Origin of the sequence: Arthrobacter sp. ZGTC412 (assembly GCF_002929215.1) — a bacterium.
GTDB lineage: Bacteria > Actinomycetota > Actinomycetes > Actinomycetales > Micrococcaceae > Arthrobacter.
Genome location: NZ_PJII01000001.1, coordinates 120,169 through 140,454, shown reverse-complemented (window position 1 = coordinate 140,454; position 20,286 = coordinate 120,169). Strand labels below are relative to the sequence as shown.

Sequence of the window (20,286 nt, the reverse complement as noted above, 5' to 3'; positions counted from 1 at the left end):
CTTGATGGACGCACCGAGTCTTCCGTTCATCGCCATGGCAATCACTTTTGGATTGCTGATCTTTGCACTGTGCCTTTCGGGGGTGCGCCGGTTCAATCTGCGGCGTGCCCTCGGCACGGTGGACGCCTCCATTTGCACGGCTGGAAACAGCTGGCAGATGGGGGTTTGTCGTTATCAGGACAACGACCTTGAGTGGTTTCGGCTGCTCTCGCTAAGTGTCAGGCCCAAGCACAAGTTCAAGCGGCACTCGCTCGAACTGTTGGGCCGCCGCAAACCCACCGAAGCCGAGGCCGTAAAGGTCCAGCCCGACGTCGTAATTGTTGAATTGCGCTACGAGGGGCAGGACCTTCGCCTTGCCATGAAGTTTGACGCCTATGCCGGTCTTTCGTCCTGGCTTGAGGCCGGGCCGGTCATCGGCGTGGGCACCTGGCGCTAGTTCGCGTGGACTGGTTCTTCGACCTCCGGCTCACCGAGGGCCCGGTGTACTGGGTGTCCCTCGTCCTGGGCCTTGCGGGCGCCGTGTATCTCCTGGTGCCGCCCTCCCGCATTCGTGCGCGGCGCTGGGCCTTTCGCGCCATGGCCGCTGCCGCCGTTGCCTTCGCGCTGGTGGCCACCGTCCACTGGACCCTCATCAACGTCTTCTCAGTTTTCCCGGATAACATTCCGGATCCGGTGCTGCTGTGGGTGGTGACCGGTGTCGCCGCCGTGATCCTCTTCCTGCTTCGGCTGCCCAGGCGCAGTTGGCGCCGACGCGCCACCGGCCTGGCGGCAGTGCTCCTGGTCGTGGCCCTTGCATCAGTGCAGATAAATGCCTACTTCGGGCTCAACCGCACGATGAGTGACTTGTTCGGTACGACGCTGGCCCGGATCCCCACCCTCGAGCCGAACCTGATGCGCCAGTCAGGGGAGGACGACGGCGTTCCCCTCCTGGGGTGGGCACCGCAGGGTGAGCTGCCGGACGGCGGAGTGCTCCGCAAGTCTGCCATCCCCGGCACCATGTCTGGAATGAACACGCGAGAAGCCTATATCTACCTGCCACCCGCCTACTTCTCGGAAAACCGCCCCGCCCTCCCCGTGCTGGTCCTGGTAGCGGGCCAGCCGGGCGGTCCCGCTGACTGGGTCACTGGCGGCACCTTGCAGGATCACATGGATTCCTTCGCCCGGTCCCGCGGCGGCGTCGCTCCTGTGGTAGTGGTGCCGGACCCGAACGGCTCACAGTCCGCCAACACGATGTGCATGGACAGCCGCATCGCAAAGGCCGATACGTACCTTTCCCGGGATGTGCCCGAGTGGATCAGCTCCACCCTTTCGGTGGACACCAACCACAACCAGTGGGCCATCGGTGGATTTTCGTTCGGCGGCACCTGCGCCCTGCAGATGGGAACCCGGCACCCCGGGCTGTACCCGGCTGTTCTCTCCTTCTCCGGAGAAGCGGAGCCGGCCATCGCCAAGGAGCGGCAAAAGACCATCGACGCGGCCTTCCCGGGGGACCCGGATGCGTTTGAGCGCCAGACGCCCCTTGCCATCATGAAAGAACGCCGCTTCGAGTCCAGCGGGGTGTACTTGACAGCGGGAGAGGACGACCACGAGTTTGTGGCGTACCTCCACACCCTGGCCGCTGCCGCCCGGGAGGCCGGCTTCACCGTGCGGGCGCACGAGGTGGAACACACCGGACACTCGTGGAATTCGTCCTCCAAGCGGATTGCCGATGCACTCCAGTTCCTGGCGGACAGGTGGGGACTCCAGCAGTGAGCTCCGGAAAGCAGGTCCGCACAGCATCCCTGGCGTGGACAACAGTGGGACGCCCGGCCCGGAACCGGATCATCGCCGCTCTGAAATCGATGCCGTTCTCCGTGGCCGTGCTTGCGGTGTTCCTCGCCGCCGGGGCCACCACCGGCAGCTACCTGGCCGGGCCCCCGGAGCAGTTGCTGGATGTGGCGGGAGTGAGTGGACCGGGGCTGCGCGCGGGCAACTGGTGGTCCGTGTTCACCAGCCTCTTTTTCGCCACCAACCCGGTGGCCTACGTTGCTGCGTCCCTGATGATCCTGCTGTTGCTGGGCCCTGCCGAACGAAGGATGGGAACACCGGCAGCAGCCGGGTTCTTCTTTGGGGGCCAGTTCGCTGCTGTCACGCTGTTCCTGCTGCTCACCCAGCTGGCGGGCTACGTGGGCGACGGATGGCTTGACCAGATGGCCGATGACATCCTGATTGGACCCTATCCGGCTGTCCTGACGGCGGCACTCGCGGCCAGCGGAAGGCTGCCGGTCCTGTGGCAGCGCCGGCTGCGCACAGGCGTGTTGTCCATCTCGCTCCTGCTGGTGCTCTACGTTGGGCATGCAGAGACGGTCATCGGGCTGCTTGGTGCAGTCCTGGGACTCCTGGCCGGGTGGTGGATCCAGGGCGATCATGGCCACCTGCACCGGCACAGGTCCACTGGCCGGGAGACCCGAAACCTGCTCGCGCTTACCGTCGCCGTCTTCGCTGTGGGGCCGATCCTTACGGGAATAGCGCGGGCACCTACGGGTCCGCTGGCGCTGCTGCGCGACGTGGTGTTGAATCCCATGCCCACGCTCGGCCAGCTGGCAATCAACTGCGGTGCCACTGTGGAAGCATCCTGCCTCGAGGCCGGCAGGGCAGGGTTTGCGGGACCCTTCGGCCTCGCGCTTGCGGTAATTCCGGTGGTCCTGCTGTTGATTTGCGCGGACGGCATGCGCCGCGGCCGGCGGCTTGCCCTGAATATTGCACTCGCTATCCAGCTCGCCGTGACGGGGCTCGCGGCCGTTTACCTGGCGCTGTTCGCCCTGGTTCCGTCCCGGCTGCAAGGACCATCTGCCCCGCCAATGGGATCTGCCTTTGCCCACGTGCTTCCGCTGGTTGTTGTGCCCCTGCTGCTGGCGGTGCTCCTGTGGTTCAACCGACGGCAGTTCCGCGTACAGACGCTCCCGACCGCCCGGCGGACGCTGGCGCTGGTGGTGGGAGGAACGTGGCTTCTCCTTGCAAGCACTTACGCGGGCGCCTGGTTCTGGGCAGGCGGACTTACGCGCGCCGGCGGCCTGCTGGGACTGTTCGCGGAGCTGGCCCGGCAGTACGTCCCGGTTCCCATCCCGCAGCACTACCACCGCGTTTTCGCTGACCGGAACAGCGTGGAGGCTGTCCTTTTTGCCTACTCCGGACCGGTGTTTTGGGTAATTGCGCTGGCGGCTGTGTGGTGGGCGCTGCTGGGCGGACACCATGGAAACGATTCCGGGCGGCAGGACCGGATCGTGGCACGGAACCTCCTCCACCAGGGCGGGGGACCGCTTTCCTGGATGGCACTCTGGGAACCCAATGAGTACTGGTTCAGTCCTGACGGCAACGGCGCGGTGGCTTTCCAGCGGCACGGCAGCGTGGCACTCACACTGGGCGGAGCCTTCGGTCCGGCGCAGTGCCAGAAGGACGTCGCGGCGGCGTTTATGGCCCACTGCGGCCGGCAGGCCCTGATCCCTGCGCTCTACTCCTGCGATGACACGCTTTGGCCTATGCTCCAGGAGCGCGGGTTTTCGCGGGTTGCCGTAGCGCAGGAGACACGGCTGGCAATCCGCGAACTCGAGTTCAGGGGCAAGGAATGGCAGAACGTCCGGACTGCGCTGAACCGTGCGGCAAAGCTGGGGGTCAGAGCTGTTTGGGGCTCCTACGCGTCGCTGCCCGCAGCGCTGCGCTCACGCCTGAGCGAAGTTTCCGAGGAATGGGCGGCGGGAAAGACAGTCCCTGAGATGGGCTTCACCCTGGGCGGCATTGATGAGCTTGATGACCCCGAGGTGCTGTGCTGCCTCGCCGTTGACGAAGACGGCACCGTCCATGGAGTGACCAGCTGGCTGCCGGTTTACGACGGCGGGACGCTGGTCAGCCGAACGCTTGACGTCATGCGCCGGGGAGCTGAGGGATTCCCGGGGGTGATGGAATTCCTCATCGCCTCTGCGGTGCTCGAGCTGCGCAGTTCAGTGGAGGTCATATCCCTCTCGGGTTCGCCGCTGGCAAGCGTCCCCGGAGCCGGTAATTCCGGCGGGGATGGTGAGGCGGATAACCTGGTCCGGATCCTCGACCTGGTGGGACATGCGCTTGAACCGGTTTATGGATTCCGGTCCCTGGCGGCATTCAAGTCGCGGTTCAAGCCGGAGTACCGCGCCCTTTACCTGTATTACCAGGACCCGCTGCACCTGCCCGCTATTGGCCGCGCATTAACACGCGCCTACTTGCCGGGGCTTTCCCTTCCGCAGGGTGCCCGCCTGGTACGCAAATTGGTGAAGTGAACCCTTCGAATTAGCACCAACAATGCACGCTCCGGCCGGGAACACCCATTGCTGCCATGGTATGAAACCCGCAATTCAACAAAATGATCCCCGGCACAATTGCCGGGGATCATTGTTTCGCTGCCGGCTGCATTTACGCGCCGGGCGGCGGAGACTAGACCAGCGTTACGCCGGTTGCCTGGGGGCCCTTGGCGCCCTGACCGATTTCGAACTGAACACGCTGGTTCTCGTCGAGGGTCTTGAAGCCACCGGTCTGGATCTCCGAGTAGTGCACGAAGACATCACCATCGGAGTCATCCGGGGTAATGAAGCCGAAGCCCTTTTCAGCGTTGAACCACTTGACGGTTCCCTGTGCCATTTATTTCTCCTCATTGTGGAACTTGTTTAAGATCGGCACACCTCGTGCCGGCCTTGGTCACTCCGTGAGAAGAATCCTGGATTGCCGTCCGCTAAAGGGACCGGCGCTGCAGGAGCTTCGCACTCGCAACATGTCTTGCGAGCATGAAAAACACCTACACAAAGACTGAGATAAGAATTTCACGCTGCTCAGCGGAGGTCAACGGTTTGGGCGGAGAAACGCACAAATTTTGGGTAAAAAGACGGTTACATGACCTCGTGAGTGCCGAATAGGGCCCAAAAGGAAGGCTCGCCGGCATGGGCAGGGAGCGCATGGGAAAGGGAAAATCAGAAGAGCCGGGACTCGCTGTCGTCCACGCCGCGCATGGCATCGTAGTCGAGGGTGACGCAATCGATCCCGCGGTCGTTCGCGAGCACCTTGGCCTGCGGCTTGATTTGCTGCGCAGCGAAGATACCACGCACCGGGGCGAGCAGCGGATCGCGGTTCAGCAACTCAAGGTACCGGGTGAGCTGCTCGACGCCGTCGATGTCGCCGCGGCGCTTAAGCTCGATGGCCACGGTGCCGCCACCCGAGTCGCGGGCCAGAATGTCCACCGGCCCGATGGCCGTGAAGTACTCGCGGCGGATCAGCGAATAACCCTCACCAAGCGTTTCAATCTGTTCCGCCAGCAGCCGCTGCAGGTCCGCCTCCACACCGTCCTTGATCAGGCCGGGATCCACGCCGAGGTCATGGGAGGAATCACTGAGTTTCTCGTGGATGTTGATGATCAACCGGTCGTCCGTTTTGGCCGACTGCACGGTCCATTGCTCGATGACTCCCAATTCCAGGTCAACTTCCTCGGGGGAAGAGACCCGGAGCGTTGCCGGCGGGCTCATCCAGTTGAGCGGCTTGTAGGAGCCGCCGTCCGAGTGGACCAGGACAGAGCCATCAGCCTTGACCAGCAGCAGCCTGGTGGCAAGGGGGAGATGGGCTTTGAGCCGGCCAACGTAATCAACAGAGCATCGGGCTATGACAAGTCGCACGCCGTACAGACTACCGTCTGGTGCCGCCGGCCTCCGCCCCGGGCAAAGCCCTGAGGGGAGTAGTGCCGGACCGGCAGGGCCCGGCCGGCCGGCACTGGGGCAGAATGGATGCATGCCGCGTTCCAACCGACCCCGACGTCCCGTGTCCGGAAAAGCCGGTGCCGCTTCGGGCCGGGCAGCTGGAAGGAAGGGAAGCAGCGAGGTCCCTGAGCTTGACCTGGAACGTGCGAGGGCAGGCATCGCCCGGCGGGAAAGCGCTCCCGACGGCGAGTGGATGGTCCGCACCATGACGGCCAGGAACGCTGAAAAGACGTATATCTGCCCCGAATGTTCCACTGCGGTGCTGCCGGGGGTTGCCCACTTGGTGGTCTGGAAGGATGACCACCTCTTCGGCGCTGCTGCGGGGCTGGCGGAACGTCGCCACTGGCACACCAACTGCTGGATGACCCGCAGTTACCGCTACCGGTAAGGGGCCGGGTGCACCTGTCGCTAAGCTGGCAGGCATGACTTTTGATCCGGCGTCGTATGAATTCAGCCAGTCCACCGGCCCCACGCCCATCCGTGCCTCCACTGTTCTGCCGGCCCGGCGTGAAAACGTGGAGCTGCAGACGGAGGACGGCCATACCCTGGTGGGCGAGCTGGCGCTGCCGGAATCCGGGCCGGTCAGTGCCACGCTGATTACCCTGCACCCGCTGCCCACCCACGGCGGGTTCATGGATTCCCACGTCTACCGCAAGGCCTCCTACAGGTTGCCCGCACTGGCCGGCATCGCGGTGCTGCGGTTCAACACGCGCGGCACCGAGTCCCCGCGGGGCATCAGCACCGGTGCTTTCGAGGAAGGTGTGGGAGAGCAGCATGACGTGGAGGCGGCTGTCCGCTTCGCCGTCGAACGCGGTCTGCCAAACCGGTGGCTTGTAGGCTGGTCCTTCGGCACCGAACTCGCCCTGATGTACGGGGCCACGGAGCCGGTCGCTTCGCTGATCGAGGGAGCAGTTCTCCTGTCCCCGCCGCTGCATCGGGCCAAGGATGCGCACCTGCTGGAGTGGGCGCAGTCCGGTAAACCGCTCAAGGTGCTGGTGCCGGAGCACGATGACTATCTGCAGCCGGATGCCGCAACCGGGCGCTTCAGCCTGGTGCCCCAGGCCCGCGTTGTGGGTGTCAAAGGCGCCAAGCATCTGTGGGTGGGGGAGAAGTACGCCGGGCGGGTGCTGAACGAGATAGTGGATGAGGTCACCGAAGCAGAGCCCGGCGGCACCAGCCTGCCGCAGGAATGGGACGGGCCGGTGGCCAACGCCCCGGCCTAGGTGTACTGCCCAGGCAGGTTACCGGCCGGCAGTTGTGCCCCAAAAGTCAGTGCTGGTCCTGCCGCACGATGTAGATTTCGCGGATCAGCAGCAGGACGGCGGCCGCGGTCGGAATGGCGATCAGGGCGCCCAGGACGCCCAGCAGGCTGCCGCCGGCGATGACGGAAATGACGGCCACTGCACCCGGCACCGCGACTGCCTTCTGCATGATGCGCGGCGAGATGAAGTAGGCCTCGAACTGCAGGTAGGCAAAGTAGCAAATGGCGTAGACGGTGGCAGTCTGCCAGCCTTCGGTGAGCGCGATGAGGACTACCAGCACACCTGCAATCAGCCCGCCCACCAGGGGGATAAAGGCAAGCAGGGCCACCACGAACGCCAGCAAAAGGGCGAAGGGAATCCCCGCGATGGACATCACGATGAAGGCAAAGGTGGCATTAAGCAGGGCTACGCAAGCCTGCCCGATCACGTAGTTGCCCACCGAACGGGTGATCTCCTCGGACAAAGCCTCAACCCGGGCCCGTCGGGAACGGGGCGCAAGCCGGTAGCCCCATTTTTTCATTGCCGGCAGGGCGGCCAGGAAGTACAGGCTCAGCACCAGCACAATCAGGGTGCCGAACAGGCCGTTGGCCACGGTTGACCCGAAGCTCACCACGCCGCCGAAGATTCCGCCCACTGCAGCGGGGTCGTTGACGAACTTATCCAGTTCCTCCGTAATCCGCTCCCGAACGCCGAATTGGTCATCGAGGCTACGGAAAAAGTCTGAATCAATGAAGTCCCGAACCCAAACCGGTGCCTGCTGGACAACCTGCGTCACCTGTTCCACGATCGTGGGGATCAGGGTGGCAAAAAATCCGACGACGGCGCTCACCAGCACTGTAACGGACACCAGGATTCCAGCCGGGCGGGGAATCTTGCGGCTCTCAAGCCAGCTGACCACCGGCTCCAGTCCGAGCGCGATAAACAGCGCGGCCACAATCCACAGCAGCAGTTGTGTGGTGTTGGATCCGATCCAGTAGACAAGCAGGGCCAGGCCTACGCCCACGGCGCCCATAAAACCCATATACAGGGGATGCTGGGGCGACATCCGCGGGCCGGGATCACCGAACTGAGGCTCGACCCCGCCTGACTCTTCGCCAACCTGTTGCTCTTGGTGAGAGTACTCCGGCGGCATTTCGAAGCGGAGCCTTGGCTGGGCCCCAGGCAGCGGTTGGCGAAGGCGGTGCACCACCAGTCCGAGGGCCGCGGCGGCGGCCCCCCTCCAGCGCACCGGTGCAGGGACCTGCGGAGCGCCTGCCGAAGGCTCAGCACCCGTCGGTTTCTCGTGTGCCGCGGAGGACTCGTCCGTCTTGTCAGTCACTGGAATTTGGGGCCTGTTCAGTGCGTGGCGCCGCTGGCGCGGGCGGGTGTGATGATCATCGCAAACACTATCAGCAGCCTTGTCAACACCCGCGAAGGGCCGTCACGCGCGCAGCGGAAAGTGGCTTTCAGGCGCCGCAAACCAGGGCCCTGGTAACGAAACCGTTACCATGGAAGGTAAACCCCCGCTGATGATAGGTGTTCCCTTGCGTTTAAAGACTGCAGTCGCACTCGTGCTGCTCGGCCTCCTGACACTGCTGGCCGGCATCGGCCAGAGAACTATCTGGGCCCCGTCCGAGACTTTCACGGCCTCTGCGCCGGCTGATGCCGGGGCCGCGCCGCTGACGGTCATTGACCAGAACCTGCGCACCCTTCATGGCGGCACCGTCAAAATCAACATCGAGGGTGATGGCAACTTCCTGCTGGCAGCAGGGCGTCCCGATGACGTCGACGCCTGGGTGGGCCAGACGGCGCACAACACCGTCACGGGGGTTTCCGAGGACGGGAAGTCGCTCCAGGTGGAACACGCAGACGGCGAACCCACCGCGCCCAACCCCGCAGGCTCGGACCTCTGGGTTTCCACCGAGAATGCAAGCGGTGAGCTGGAGTACTCCTGGACGCCGCCGGCCGACGGCGACTGGACCCTCCTGCTGGCCTCTGACGGAACCCAGCCTGCTCCTGCCTCCGTCTCCATGACGTTCCCGAACGATACTTCCACCCCGTGGGCCATCCCGCTCATGGTGCTTGGCTCCCTCCTGATCCTCGGCGGGATCGCCCTGGCGCTGCTCTCCATGCGCAAGCGCAACGGCGAAGGCGACGGCAAGGGCAAGGGCAGCGGTTTTGCCCAGCGTGCCCGCGCCAGGACCGAGCCACGTTCGTCCTCGCGCGTGACTATGGCCGCCGCCGGCGTGGTTGCTGCTGCTGTTGTGGCCGGAACCGGTGTGGCGGCAAGTGCTACCTCGCCCGCGCCTGGGCCTTCCCCGGATTCTTCGGCTGCCGCACAGGATCAGTCCGGCTCGCCGGTGCTGCTGGACGCCCAGTTCCGCCGCATCCTGGAGCAGGTTTCCAGCGCAGCGGACGCCGGCGACGCAGCAAAGGATGCGGCAAAGCTTGCCGACCGCGTTGGCGGGACTGAGCTTGAAGTCCGCACCCAGAACTACAAGATCCGCTCCCGGGTGGGATCCTACGAGGCACGCATGCCCGTGCGCTCCACCAAGCTCCTCACCACGGTGGTCACCAGCAACCGCGACTGGCCCCGGTCCGTCCTTGCTGTGACGCAGGGCGACGGCAACGTGGTCCCGCAGCTGCTGACGCTCGTCCAGTCATCTCCGCGCGAGAACTACAAGCTTGTGGAAACGAACCCGCTCCAGCCCGGCACCACCTTCCCCACCATCAACCGTGACGGCACCGAGACGTTGGCAGCGACTGACAAGACCGGGCTGCTGTACAGCGGTGAAGAAGCCATGTCCGGCCTCGCCGACCGACTCACCAGCGCCGAGTCCCCTTTCAAGGCCAAGCTGGTGGAGGGTAAGTCCTCGCCGTACATCGCGGACACGCTGTCCTACCAGGCAGAGGTGGTCAAGGCGGGAGAGAACGGCAACTTCTCCTTCACGCACAAGGTGGTTCCCGAGAGCACCATCGTGTTCCGCACCGCCGACGGAGGCGCCCTGGTTCTGGGCCGGATCAACTTTGGCTTCGAGGGAACACCGAAGGCTGCCGGTGACAAGCTCAGCATCGGTGACGACGCCGCGGCGCTCGCCGGCGGCAAGGAAACCACCACGGGCATGGTCCTGAGCTTCGCCGAGTCCATGGCCGTGTACGTTCCGCCGGCGGGCTCCACCGATCCCATGAAGCTTGTGGCTGCCACCCGCGGCCTGGTGGGGGCCAGCTTCAAGTAGGCGCCGTACCTGCATTACCCCCCGCAGCGGCCGGAGTGGCTAGAGTGGAAAGCATGAGTTCGCCAGCTTCCCGCCCAGTCCCTCCTGCCGCTGCCAGCCCGCTTAACCTGCGCGGCGCCGTCGACCTTTCCTCGCTGAAGCAGCGCCCCGCCGCCCCGGCCCCCTCCGCGCCGCCGTCCGGACCGGAAGCGCCCGGGGGAGCGCAGCCCGGGGCCGCTCCCGGTACTCCTGAACTGGTGGTCAACGTGACCGAGGGCAACTTCCAGCAACTGGTGGAGTTGTCCACGCAGGTGCCGGTGGTTTTCGCCCTGTGGGCTTCCTACTCACCCGAATCGGCAACCATGCTGGAGGTCCTGGAACGCCTGGTGGAGAGTTATGGCGGCAGGCTGGTCCTCGGAGCCGCCGACATCGAAGCGTTCCCTCAGTTGGCGCAGGCGTTCCAAGTGCAGGCCGTGCCTACCGCCGTAGCGGTGCTCAAGGGCCAGCCGGTGCCGCTTTTCCAGGGCGGTGCCGACGAAGAGCAGGTCCGCGGCCTTTTCGATGAACTGCTGAAGGTGGCCGCGGCAAACGGCGTGACCGGCAGCCTCGGCGGCGGTGCCGCGCAGGAAGGCGAGCCTGCCCCGCTGCCGCCGCTTCACCAGGCCGCCTTCGACGCCATCGAAGCCGGCGACTACGCGGCGGCGGCAGACGCCTACCGGCAGGCCCTGAACGAGATGCCCGCCGACCACGAGGCGAAGGCCGGGCTGGCCCAGGTGGAGCTGATGGAGCGCCTCCAGCCGCTCTCAGCCCAGGACAGCGATGCGCTCCGCGCCCAGGCGGCCAATGAGCCGGACAACCTGCAGGCACAGTTTGCCGTCGCTGACCTTGATGTGGCGGGCGGGCACGTGGAGGACGCGTTGAACCGCCTGGTCAGCTTTATTGGCAGGAACTTCGGACCGGAGCGCGAGACTGCCCGCGTCCGCCTGCTTGAGCTGTTCGACGTGGTGGGCGCGGCAGATGACCGCGTGGCCAAGGCGCGCCAGGCACTCGCACGGGTTCTTTTTTAATGTCCGCCCTGTTCGAGCCGCTGAAGCTTCGCTCGCTTGAGTTGCAGCACCGCGGCTGGGTATCGCCGATGTGCCAGTACAGCTGCGATGCCGAGGCTGCGCCCGGAGTTCCGCACGATTGGCACCTGATGCACCTGGGCTCCTTCGCCGCCGGCGGCGCGGCGCTGATCCTCACCGAGGCTGCCGCCGTCAACCACGAGGGCATGATCAGCCCCCGCGACGCCGGCCTCTACAACGATGCCCAGGCCGAAGCCTGGCAGCGGATCACATCCTTTGTGCACCGTCACGGTGCGGCGGACGCAAAAATTGGCGTCCAGCTGGCCCATGCCGGCCGGAAGGCCTCCACGTACTGGCCCTTTTCCGGCAAGCACGGCAGTGTCCCGGAGTCCGACGGCGGGTGGACCACAGCAGGGCCCTCAGCGTCAGCTTTCGACGGCTATGCCGAACCCGCCGTGATGAGCGAGGAACAGATCACGGGAGTGATCAGCGACTTTGCGGCCGCCGCCGTTCGCGCCGTTGAGGCGGGCTTCGACACCGTGGAAATCCACGGGGCGCACGGCTATCTCCTGCACCAGTTCCAGAGCCCGCTGATCAACACGCGGACCGATGCCTGGGGCGGGGATGAAGCAGGGCGCAACCGCCTGATGCTTGCGGTGGTTGATGCGGTGCGGGCTGTTATTCCTGACTCGATGCCCCTGCTCCTGAGGATCTCGGCCAGTGACTGGGCCGATGGCGGGGTTGACCTCGCGGCTTCCGTGCGGCTGGCACAGGAGGCGGCGCAGCATGGTGTGGACCTCGTTGACGTTTCCAGCGGGGGAGCGGTTGCCCATCAACAGATCAAGGCCGGCCCCGGCTACCAAACGGGGTTCTCTGCCGCCATCCGCAGGGACGCGGGAGTGCCCACCGGAACCGTTGGCCTCCTGACCTCCGCCGGCCAGGCCGAACACGCCATTGCGACCGGACAGGCCGACGGCGTCTTTATTGCCCGGGCTGCGCTTCGGGACCCGCACTGGTGGCTGCGCGCGGCCTTCGAACTGGGCCATGACATTAAATGGGCACCACAGTACGAGCGCGCCGTCCCGCGGCGCACCTTCTGAACGCCGTCGGCCTGATGGCGCACGCGCGGCACGACATGGGGCAAACCCCGGGCGACGGAATCGACCTGCAACTGGAAGCGACCATCCTGGAACTTCTGGCTGCCAGGGCTGCAACGTCCACCATCTGCCCATCGGATGCTGCCCGTGCCGTGGGCGACGAGAATTGGCGCGACCTTATGGAGCCAGCCCGCAGGGCTGCCCGGAGGCTGGTTGATGCCGGCGAGGTGGAGATCACCCAGGGTGGTTCGGTGGTTGATCCCTCCACCGCTAAAGGACCCATCCGGATCCGCAAGGTGCGCTAGCAACGGATCATCCGGTGTGCGTGGTTCTACGCCTTATTCGCTACTCCTCCAGGAGGACCCCGCTGCCGCAACCTGGGGACTAGTCTGGCTTCATGACTGCTCAGCAACCAGACCCGGCGCGGCCAGCCGGTCCCGTCGCCGCACTGTCCATCCGGGGACTTGCCAAACGCTTCGGGCAAAAGATCGCGGTGGACGGCATCAGCCTGGACGTCCCCGCAGGTTCCTTCTTCGGGATTGTCGGCCCCAACGGCGCAGGCAAGACCACCACACTGTCGATGGCCACCGGGCTGCTGCGCCCGGACTTCGGCACTGCGGTTGTCCACGGCGTTGATGTCTGGGCCCGCCCGTTGGAGGCAAAGCGGCTAATGGGCATCCTGCCGGACGGGGTACGGCTGTTTGACCGGTTGACCGGCGAACAGCTCATCACCTACGCCGGCCTTCTGCGGGGGATGGACAAGGACGTAGTGGCCAGCCGCGTGGGTGAACTGCTGGCGGCCCTGGACCTGGCGCAGGACGCCGGCACACTGGTGGTTGACTACTCGGCGGGCATGACCAAAAAGATCGCCCTGGCGTCCGCCCTCATTCACGCGCCCAGGCTGCTGGTGCTGGACGAGCCTTTCGAAGCCGTTGACCCTGTGTCTGCATCCAACATCCGCTCCATCCTTGACAGCTACGTGGCGTCCGGCGGCACGGTGATCGTCTCCAGCCACGTGATGGACCTGGTGCAGCGCATGTGCGACCACGTTGCAGTGGTGGCCGGCGGCAGGCTGCTGGCTACGGGAACGGTGGACGAGGTGCGCGGGGGAGTCTCCCTGGAAGACCGGTTCGTCCAGCTGGTGGGTGGCCGCAGCCGCACGGAAGGGCTGGAATGGTTGCGCACCTTCTAAGGCTCAAACTCACCCTGCTGCGCAACGGACTTCGCCGCAGCCCCTGGCAGCTGGTGGGCATGGCCTTCGGAGGGCTCTATGCTTTGAGCGTCGTGGCCACGCTGGTAGTGGTGCTGGTCCTGCTTCGCCAAGCGGACCACGAACTGGTGTACACCGCCGTGGTGCTTGGCGGCTCGGCGGCCGTCCTGGGCTGGGGAATCATTCCGGTGGTGGCCTCGGCTACGGACCTGACGCTGGATCCTGCCCGCTTCACCACGTTTGCCGTCCCGATGAAGCAGATGCTGGCCGGGCTGGCGCTGGGCGGACTGATCGGCATTCCGGGCCTGGCAACAGCCCTGGTGGCACTGTCCACGGTGGTGACGTGGTCCCGCGGCGTACTGCCGGCGCTCGCAGCCCTGGTGGGCGCGGCGCTGGGAGTCCTGACCTGCATCGTGTTGTCCAAGGTGGTGACCACGGCAACGGCAAGCCTCGCGTCGTCCCGCCGCTTTAAGGACGTGAGCGCAGTTGCGTTTATGGTTCCCCTGGTCCTCCTGGGCCCTATTGTGGCGGGAGTAGGGCGCGGAATCACCGCCTCCACCGGTTTCCTGCCGGACTTCGCCCGAACGTTGTCGTGGACTCCGCTTGGTGCCCCGTGGGCCCTGGCCGGCGACATCGAGGCCGGCCGGCTCGGCGCGGCGGCCTTCAAGCTGCTCATTTCAGTCGCGGTGCTTGCCGGCCTCGCCTGGTTCTGGAAGCTGCTGCTGGAACGTGCCCTGGTCACGCCGCCCTACTCGGGCAGCGGCAAGCGCAAGGGCGGCAAGCTGGGGCTGCTCGGGTTCCTGCCCGCTGCTCCTGCGGGCGCCGTAATGTCAAGGGCCCTCACATACTGGGTCCGGGACCCCCGCTACTCCGGCTCCCTCATTGTGATCCCGCTCTTGCCGGTGGTGCTGGTATTCCAGGGCAGCCAAACCGGCGATTTCAGTACCCTGGCACTCCTGGCGCCGCTGTCGGCGTTCATCCTGGCCTGGTCCATCTCCGCTGATGTGTCCTATGACAACACCGCCTTCGCGCTGCACCTGGCCAGCGGGGTCCGGGGCGTGGACGACAGGCTGGGCCGTGCCCTGGCGTGCCTGGCCTTCGCGCTGCCGGTGGTCCTGGTCTTCGCCGTTGGCTACTCTGCCTTCACGGCCGACTTGGAGGCGTTGCCCGGCCAGTTGGGGTTGAGTCTGGGGATCCTCTTTACGGGACTGGGACTGTCCTCCGTGGTCTCGGCCCGGTACACGGTGGCGGTACCCCTGCCCGGCGACAGCCCCTTCAAGAAACCCCCGGGAAACGTGGGTCAGACCCTTGCGGTCCAGTTCGCCGGGCTGGGAGTCCTGATGGTCCTGGTGCTGCCGGAGGCCGCCCTCCTTGTTGCTCAATTGGTCACCGGCAACAGCCTGTTCGGCTGGTTGAACCTCGCCGTTGGACTCGTGCTGGGAATGGGCTTGTTTGTGATCGGTGTCAGGCTGGGCGGAAAATGGCTGGACGCCCGTGGTCCTGAGCTGCTGGCCCAGGTCACAGTGAACCGTTGAGCAGTGGATACAGAGCAGCCAACCGCCAACCAAGCGAACAGCTGACACGCCCCGGAAGGAACAGCATGGAAGTAGTTATCCTCAGCGGCAGCAAACAGATCGGGAAGCTCGCCGCTGACGCCATCGAGGAGCTTCTCCGGCGCAAGCCGAACGCGGTCCTGGGGCTTGCCACCGGATCGTCACCGCTGCCGATCTACGATGAACTCGTTGCCCGGTACGAGCGGGTGGGCCTGGACTTCAGCCGTGCCTCCGGTTTTGCCCTCGACGAGTACGTGGGCCTGCCGGCGGGCCACCCTGAGTCCTACCGCGAGGTCATCCGGCGGGAGTTCACCGACCGCGTCAACATCCCCCCGGAAAATGTCCACGGGCCGGACGGGACGGCTACGGACATCCCGGAGGCCTGCCGCGCCTACGAGGAGGCCATCGCCGCGGTGGGCGGCACAGACCTGCAACTCCTCGGTGTGGGCACTGACGGCCACATCGGCTTCAACGAGCCAGGGTCCTCCTTTGCATCCCGCACCAGGATCAAGAGCCTTATTGAACAGACACGCCGGGACAACGCACGTTTCTTCAGCGGCCTTGCCGACGTTCCGCACCACGTCCTGACCCAGGGCCTGGGGACAATCATGGATGCCCGGCACGTGATCCTGGTGGCAACCGGCGCACAAAAGGCGCAGGCCGTCCGCGAGTTCGTCGAAGGGCCGGTGTCCGCCATCTGCCCCGCGTCCGTGCTGCAGTTCCATCCCCATGCCACCGTCCTGCTGGACGAGGCTGCCGCCTCAGCGCTCAAACTGGCCGATTTTTACCGCCACACTTATGACAACAAGCCTGCTTGGCAAGGCATCTGACCTCACGGTCAGCGGCCCTGGCCAGTAAGGAAAAGTACGACGGCGGCAGGCAGCGGGCGGCTGTTTCCTCCTGCGGGAGGACGCGCCGCCGTCGAACGCCCCACCGCCGGAAAGGCTAAGATGGTTGGCATGACTAGCATGACGGACCCTCTCGAAAACGACCCGATGCGTGAGCTTTCCGGGGCTGGAACGTCCACGGCCACCATTGAGCGCGAGGAACTGCGCCAAGAGGTGGAGCCCGGAGACCGGGAGCGCTTTTCGCACTACGTGCGCAAGGAAAAGATCATGGAGTCCGCGCTGACCGGCGATCCCGTCATCGCCCTGTGCGGCAAAGTCTGGACGCCCGGCCGGGATCCGCAGAAGTTCCCGGTGTGCCCGATGTGCAAAGAGGTTTATGACGGCCTCCGCCCGGGCAACGACGGCGGCAAGGGTCCCGGAGGGGACTCAGGCAACAACAAGTAGTGACGGAGACGCTTTTTGGCGGCCCCACCCTGCCTCCGGCTTATCCGGAACGTGCAGCCTGGGGGACCGCCCCGAAACTCCGTGCCTGGCAGCAGGAAGCACTGGACCTCTACCTGAGGACAAGTCCCCGGGACTTCCTGGCCGTGGCAACGCCCGGCGCCGGCAAAACCACCTTCGCCCTCCGGGTCGCGTCCACTCTCATTGAGACCGGCGCGGTCAACCGCGTGACCATCGTCGCACCCACAGACCACCTCAAGCGCCAGTGGGCGGATGCGGCGGCCAAGGTGGGCATTGCCATCGACCCCAACTTCAAGAACTCCGACGGCCAGCACGGCCGCGGCTTCATTGGAGTCGCCGTTACATACGCCCAGGTGGCCAGCAAACCCATGCTGCACCGGGCCAAAACCGAGGCCGCGCGGACCCTGGTGATCCTGGATGAGATCCACCACGGCGGCGAGGCGCTGTCCTGGGGCGACGGCCTGCGCGAGGCGTTCGACCCTGCAGCGCGCCGGCTGTCCCTGACTGGTACCCCGTTCCGCTCGGACACCTCTCCCATTCCGTTTGTGGAGTACGCGGAGGACAGGGATGGGATCCGCCGGTCCAAGGCGGACTACACCTATGGCTACGGCAACGCCCTGCGGGACCACGTGGTCCGGCCGGTGATGTTCATGGCGTACTCGGGGCAGATGCGCTGGCGCACCAGCGCCGGCGAGGAGATGGCGGCATCCCTTGGTGAGGCCGCGGTGACCAAGGACATCACCTCGCACGCCTGGCGAACGGCATTGAACCCGGCCGGCGAATGGATCCCGGCTGTCCTGGCAGGGGCGGACAGACGCCTCAGCGAGGTGCGCCGTACTGTTCCGGACGCCGGCGGGCTGGTCATCGCCACCGACCACGAGGACGCCAGGGCATACGCCGGGCAGCTGAAGCGGATCACCGGCGAGTCGCCCACGGTCATCCTTTCCGACGACGCTAAAGCCTCAAGTAAGATCGAGGAATTCACCGCCAGTGAGAAGCGGTGGATGGTTGCGGTCCGGATGGTGTCCGAAGGCGTTGACGTTCCACGGCTGTCCGTGGGTGTGTACGCGACTTCCACTTCCACTCCGCTGTTCTTCGCCCAGGCCGTTGGCCGCTTTGTGCGTGCCCGCAAACGAGGGGAAACGGCGTCGGTCTTCCTGCCGTCCGTGCCCCAACTGATGGCGCTTGCCAACTCGATGGAGGCCGAGCGCGACCATGCCCTGGACCGCCCCGAGAAGGAGGACGGCGACGGCCTGTTCAATCCCGAGGACTCGCTGCTGGCGGAAGCCAACCGCGAGGACAAGGCCTCCGACAGCCTCACAAAGGGCAAGTTTGAGGCCCTGGACTCGCAGGCCTCCTTTGACCGGGTCCTGTTCGACGGCGGCGAGTTCGGCACCGGCGGCGAAGTAGGCTCCGACGACGAAATGGACTTCCTGGGCATTCCCGGGCTGCTGGACGCCGAACAGGTGGGCACCCTGCTTCGCCAGCGCCAGCATGAGCAGCTCAACCGGAAGAACCGGCGCGCCCCGGCCGCCGCAGAAACCGCGGCTCCGGCTGTCCCGGACCACCGGCTGCTGATGGACCTTCGGAACGAACTGGCCAAGAACGTGGCTGCCTGGTCTGCCCGGACCGGGACGCCGCACGGCGTTGTCCACACCAAGCTGCGGACTGTTTGCGGCGGTCCGCCGGTGGCCCAGGCCAACGAGGAACAGCTGCAGTCCCGCCTACGGAAGCTCCAGGACTGGTTCGTCGGCCGCAATTAAAGGCGGTTTGTCAGCGGGAGTGGTTTGGTAACAACTGTGGCCCGGTGCTGAGCACCGGGCCACTCGTGTTACCGCCGCGTGCTGACCTTGCCGGAAATCAGGCGACGTCGACGCCGCCAAGCTCCATCTCGGTGATCGCTTCCTCGAGGTCCTCCGCGATTCCTGCCGTCAGGGAGCGGATGACCGTCACGGAGTAGCCGGCCTGTACTGCGTCAAGCGACGTTGCCTTGACGCAGAAGTCGGTGGCGATGCCCACCACCACCACGTCCTCGACGTCGTTGCTCTGCAGCCAATCGTCCAGGCCGATCGCGTCCTCAGCCGCGGCATAGCTGGCAGCGTCGCCGGCCCCGGGCAGTGCGCCGGGTTGCCGTTCCCCGGTGGGCACGGCGTCTTCGGGTGCCTGCAGTCCCTCGAAGCCGGAGTAGGCGGCAGCGAACTGCCCCTTCTGGAAATAGGCATCAATGTACTCGGTGTCCAGGTCCGGGTGGAGCTCCGCACCGCGGGTTCCCGCCACGCAGTGCGGCGGCCAACTGTCGATGAAATCCGGGGTTTCGGAAAAGTGGTCCCCGGGATTGATGTGCCAGTCCTGGGTGGCCACCACGTGGTCGAACTCGCTGTGGTGGGCATCCACGTATTCGCTGATCGCGCCGGCCACTGCTGCGCCGCCGGACACGGCGAGCGAGCCGCCCTCGCAGAAATCGTTCTGGACATCAACGATAATCAGGGCGCGGGACATCAGTTCTCCTCATAGATGGTGGGGATGGCTGCTTCACCGCGCTGGAGGCGGTTGACCACGGCGGGAAGTTCAGCCATGGATTCGGCGTGGCGACGGCGCGCGCGGTGCACTCCTTCGTTGCCGGTCCAGCCCGGCATCAGTTCGCCGTTTTTCATAAACTGCTGCAGCAGAGGGCGGTCATTGCCGTCGTCCTCTGGCCGGTGGCCCACCCCCACCACCTCGGCAGTGGCAATGCCGCGCTCGTTCAGTTTCCGCAGCGCGTACTTGCGCCCGCCCACACTCGCCTTGTTCTTGGCCGCTTTGGCTACGGAGACGAAGTTCCCGTCGTCGTCCGTCCGGCTCACCAGTTTGTAGACCATGCTGGCGGTCGGCGCGCCGGACCCGGTAACCAGCGAGGTGCCCACGCCGTAGGAATCCACGGGGGCTGACTGCAGGGCGGCGATGGCGAACTCGTCCAGGTCGGAAGTGACCACGATTTTGGTGTTTTCGTTGCCCAGGCTATCCAGGAGCTGGCGGACCCACTGGGCCTGCGCCACGAGGTCGCCGGAATCCAGCCGGACCGCCCCAAGGCGCGGACCCGCAAGGTCCACTGCCGTGCGCACGGCCGCTTCGACGTCGTACGTGTCCACCAGCAGGGACGTGCCATCGCCGAGGGACGCAATCTGGGCCTCGAAGGCATCCCGCTCGGTGTCGTGCAGGAGGGTAAAGGAGTGCGCAGCGGTGCCCACCGTCTTTATTCCGTAGCGGATGCCCGCCTCCAGGTTGGACGTGCTGTCAAAGCCGGCAATGATGGCTGCCCGGGCGGAGGCGGTAGCGGCTTCCTCATGGGTGCGCCGGGAGCCCATCTCGATGCAGGGGCGGCCGCCGGCGGCACTGATCATCCGGGACGCGGCGGAGGCGATGGCGCTGTCGTGGTTGAGCACGGACAGCAGGTACGTCTCGAGCATGCACGCTTCGGCGAAGGAGGCCTCGACGATCAGGATGGGGGAGTTCGGAAAGTACGCTTCCCCTTCCGGATAGCCCCAGATGTCACCCGAGAAACGATAGGACGCCAGGTACTCCAGGGTCTCCTCGTTGACCACCTTGGTGCGGGCCAGGAAGTCCAGTTCGGCCTCCCCGAAGCGGAAATTCGCGATGCCCTCCAGCAGCCGGCCGGTACCCGCCACAATGCCGTAGCGCCGGCCGTCCGGGAGCCGCCGGGCGAAGGCCTCGAAGACGGACCGGCGGTGCGCGGCGCCCGAATGAAGCGACGCCTGCAGCATGGTCAGCTCGTAGTGGTCGGTGTAAAAGGACGTGCGGGGATGGTCCCAGCCGGCAGAGGTGCTCACGAAATTCACTCTAGTCCCC

The 20,286-nt window shown here is 65.7% G+C and carries 19 protein-coding genes; 14 read left to right on the top strand and 5 right to left on the bottom strand.

The annotated features are described in order from the left end of the window. The first annotated feature begins 4 nt into the window (after positions 1–4). The 3 genes from CXQ88_RS00650 to CXQ88_RS00640 are packed head-to-tail and all read left to right on the top strand — an operon-like array spanning position 5 to position 4,289. Entirely contained in the window at positions 5–436 is a 432-nt protein-coding gene (locus tag CXQ88_RS00650) for a DUF2550 domain-containing protein (protein WP_104042257.1), read from the top strand. A gap of 5 nt (positions 437–441) precedes the next feature. Then, the gene (locus tag CXQ88_RS00645) at positions 442–1,752 is read left to right on the top strand and encodes an alpha/beta hydrolase (protein ID WP_104042256.1); all 1,311 of its coding nucleotides are present in this window, start codon (positions 442–444) and stop codon (positions 1,750–1,752) included. Continuing rightward, positions 1,749–4,289 carry a bifunctional lysylphosphatidylglycerol flippase/synthetase MprF gene (locus tag CXQ88_RS00640; RefSeq protein ID WP_258061633.1) on the top strand — a complete coding sequence of 847 codons (2,541 nt, stop codon included), beginning with the start codon at positions 1,749–1,751 and terminating at the stop codon, positions 4,287–4,289. The genes CXQ88_RS00645 and CXQ88_RS00640 overlap by 4 nt, the downstream gene beginning before the upstream one ends. Before the next feature lie 154 nt (positions 4,290–4,443). Here CXQ88_RS00640 and CXQ88_RS00635 read toward each other — a convergent pair whose 3' ends face one another. Together CXQ88_RS00635 and nucS are read right to left on the bottom strand one after the other, a co-directional pair. After that, positions 4,444–4,647, bottom strand: a complete 204-nt coding sequence (locus tag CXQ88_RS00635) for a cold-shock protein (protein ID WP_011692441.1) — start codon at positions 4,645–4,647, stop codon at positions 4,444–4,446. A 326-nt stretch (positions 4,648–4,973) separates the two neighbouring features. Then, complete coding sequence (nucS, locus tag CXQ88_RS00630) at positions 4,974–5,669, bottom strand: endonuclease NucS (protein ID WP_104042255.1); 696 nt, start codon at positions 5,667–5,669, stop codon at positions 4,974–4,976. Positions 5,670–5,781: 112 nt separating this feature from the next. Here nucS and CXQ88_RS00625 point away from each other — a divergent pair, with 112 nt between their 5' ends. Together CXQ88_RS00625 and CXQ88_RS00620 are read left to right on the top strand one after the other, a co-directional pair. After that, positions 5,782–6,138: an ATP/GTP-binding protein gene (locus CXQ88_RS00625; protein ID WP_104042254.1), complete on the top strand. Its 357-nt coding sequence runs from the start codon at positions 5,782–5,784 to the stop codon at positions 6,136–6,138. A 34-nt stretch (positions 6,139–6,172) separates the two neighbouring features. Then, positions 6,173–6,973, top strand: a complete 801-nt coding sequence (locus CXQ88_RS00620; RefSeq protein WP_104042253.1) for an alpha/beta hydrolase — start codon at positions 6,173–6,175, stop codon at positions 6,971–6,973. 46 nt (positions 6,974–7,019) lie between these two features. On the opposite strand, the gene CXQ88_RS00615 is transcribed toward CXQ88_RS00620, so the two are convergent. Beyond that, positions 7,020–8,330, bottom strand: a complete 1,311-nt coding sequence (locus CXQ88_RS00615; protein WP_373637678.1) for an AI-2E family transporter — start codon at positions 8,328–8,330, stop codon at positions 7,020–7,022. A 190-nt stretch (positions 8,331–8,520) separates the two neighbouring features. On the opposite strand from CXQ88_RS00615, the gene CXQ88_RS00610 reads away from it, so the two are divergent. The 9 genes from CXQ88_RS00610 to CXQ88_RS00570 all read left to right on the top strand — a co-directional run bounded on the left by CXQ88_RS00610 (position 8,521) and on the right by CXQ88_RS00570 (position 18,203). Next, positions 8,521–10,227, top strand: a complete 1,707-nt coding sequence (locus CXQ88_RS00610; RefSeq protein ID WP_181037388.1) for a hypothetical protein — start codon at positions 8,521–8,523, stop codon at positions 10,225–10,227. Positions 10,228–10,280: 53 nt separating this feature from the next. Next, entirely contained in the window at positions 10,281–11,273 is a 993-nt protein-coding gene (locus CXQ88_RS00605) for a tetratricopeptide repeat protein (RefSeq protein ID WP_104042692.1), read from the top strand. Beyond that, on the top strand, positions 11,273–12,370 hold the full coding sequence (locus CXQ88_RS00600; protein ID WP_104042252.1) for an NADH:flavin oxidoreductase/NADH oxidase: 1,098 nt from the start codon (positions 11,273–11,275) through the stop codon (positions 12,368–12,370). The genes CXQ88_RS00605 and CXQ88_RS00600 overlap by 1 nt, the downstream gene beginning before the upstream one ends. Next, positions 12,325–12,672, top strand: coding sequence for a DUF3253 domain-containing protein (locus tag CXQ88_RS00595; RefSeq protein WP_258061632.1), 348 nt, complete (start codon positions 12,325–12,327; stop codon positions 12,670–12,672). Before CXQ88_RS00600 ends, CXQ88_RS00595 begins: the two co-directional genes overlap by 46 nt. Before the next feature lie 92 nt (positions 12,673–12,764). After that, the gene (locus CXQ88_RS00590) at positions 12,765–13,559 is read left to right on the top strand and encodes an ABC transporter ATP-binding protein (RefSeq protein ID WP_104042251.1); all 795 of its coding nucleotides are present in this window, start codon (positions 12,765–12,767) and stop codon (positions 13,557–13,559) included. Then, complete coding sequence (locus CXQ88_RS00585; RefSeq protein ID WP_104042250.1) at positions 13,541–15,112, top strand: transporter; 1,572 nt, start codon at positions 13,541–13,543, stop codon at positions 15,110–15,112. Before CXQ88_RS00590 ends, CXQ88_RS00585 begins: the two co-directional genes overlap by 19 nt. Before the next feature lie 65 nt (positions 15,113–15,177). Beyond that, positions 15,178–15,960 carry a glucosamine-6-phosphate deaminase gene (gene nagB / locus CXQ88_RS00580; RefSeq protein WP_104042249.1) on the top strand — a complete coding sequence of 261 codons (783 nt, stop codon included), beginning with the start codon at positions 15,178–15,180 and terminating at the stop codon, positions 15,958–15,960. A gap of 120 nt (positions 15,961–16,080) precedes the next feature. Then, positions 16,081–16,422, top strand: a complete 342-nt coding sequence (locus CXQ88_RS00575; protein ID WP_104042248.1) for a DUF3039 domain-containing protein — start codon at positions 16,081–16,083, stop codon at positions 16,420–16,422. Beyond that, positions 16,422–18,203 (top strand): DEAD/DEAH box helicase, encoded by a 1,782-nt coding sequence (locus tag CXQ88_RS00570; protein WP_104042247.1) that lies wholly within the window; start codon positions 16,422–16,424, stop codon positions 18,201–18,203. The genes CXQ88_RS00575 and CXQ88_RS00570 overlap by 1 nt, the downstream gene beginning before the upstream one ends. Before the next feature lie 97 nt (positions 18,204–18,300). Here the strand turns inward: CXQ88_RS00570 and CXQ88_RS00565 are convergent, their stop codons facing one another. Further along, entirely contained in the window at positions 18,301–18,939 is a 639-nt protein-coding gene (locus tag CXQ88_RS00565; RefSeq protein ID WP_104042246.1) for an isochorismatase family protein, read from the bottom strand. Beyond that, positions 18,939–20,267: a nicotinate phosphoribosyltransferase gene (locus CXQ88_RS00560; RefSeq protein ID WP_104042690.1), complete on the bottom strand. Its 1,329-nt coding sequence runs from the start codon at positions 20,265–20,267 to the stop codon at positions 18,939–18,941. The genes CXQ88_RS00565 and CXQ88_RS00560 overlap by 1 nt, the downstream gene beginning before the upstream one ends. Positions 20,268–20,286 lie beyond the last annotated feature (19 nt).